This window comes from Cupriavidus sp. 05T313 (assembly GCF_056396665.1).
In genome coordinates, this window is sequence record NZ_JBFTLX010000541.1 from 1 (window position 1) to 911 (window position 911).

General features: G+C 58.6%; 1 protein-coding gene and 1 pseudogene. Both read left to right on the top strand.

Annotated features, from left to right (window positions below):
* Nucleotides 1-385: pseudogene (locus tag AC1DKD_RS41595) on the top strand (hypothetical protein); the annotation flags it as partial.
* Nucleotides 386-406: 21 nt separating this feature from the next.
* Nucleotides 407-754: a hypothetical protein gene (locus AC1DKD_RS41600; protein ID WP_441637716.1), complete on the top strand. Its 348-nt coding sequence runs from the start codon at nucleotides 407-409 to the stop codon at nucleotides 752-754.
* Nucleotides 755-911 lie beyond the last annotated feature (157 nt).

Sequence of the window (911 nt, forward strand, 5' to 3'; positions counted from 1 at the left end):
CTGCCATGCGCTGTTCGACTGCCATGCGCTGTTCGAGGACCACATGCATGACTCGCTGGCGGGCTTCTACATGGCAGGCGCCGTGACCGAGCTCGATCGCAACACGGCCATCGAGAATGTGTGCCGCAAGCATGCGGCCAACCGGCCGCTCAGCGGGTTCGAGGTGAAGATCTACAAGGAAAACCAGGCCTGGATCGACCGCCGGATGACACCGCCGGAGGTTGGCCAGGGGCCGAATTGCAAGGCAGAGATGGGCGCCGTCTTCCCGGTGCAGACCGATGCGGATGTCGGAGACCTGCGCGACTGGGTGATCGTGAGCCAGACCAACACGCGGCGGGAGGGCGGTGGCTACCTGCGGGACCGGGCCATCTTTAGCGAGATGTAAAGAACGTCAATCGAGAAGAATATGAAATTTGATCGCGCCATCGAGGCCTTCATCAAGGAATTTGTCTCGGACCTGGCCAACAAGAACGTCGCGATTTTTGCGGGCGCTGGCATGTCGAAGAGCGTGGGTTATGTGGACTGGCCATCGCTCCTTAGTGATATCGCGGCTGAGCTCGGCCTGAGCGTGGATAAAGAGCACGATCTGATATCGCTGGCCCAGTATCACGTGAGTCATCGCGGCAACCGATCCGGGATTACAAAAAATACTGGAGGAGTTTTCTCATCAGGGCGAACTGTCGGAGACGCACAAAATCCTGACGCGCTTGCCTATTCCGGTCTACTGGACCACGAATTACGACACGCTGATTGAGGATTCTCTCAAGGATGCGTTCAAGATCGCGGACGTCAAAAAGGATGACAAGCAGCTAGCAAATACGCGGCCCAAGCGTGATGCGGCATGTGCCTGGTGCCGGAGAAGCGCGAGCTGTTCGGCTCGATGAGCGTGGCGGACAACCTGGTGCTGGGGG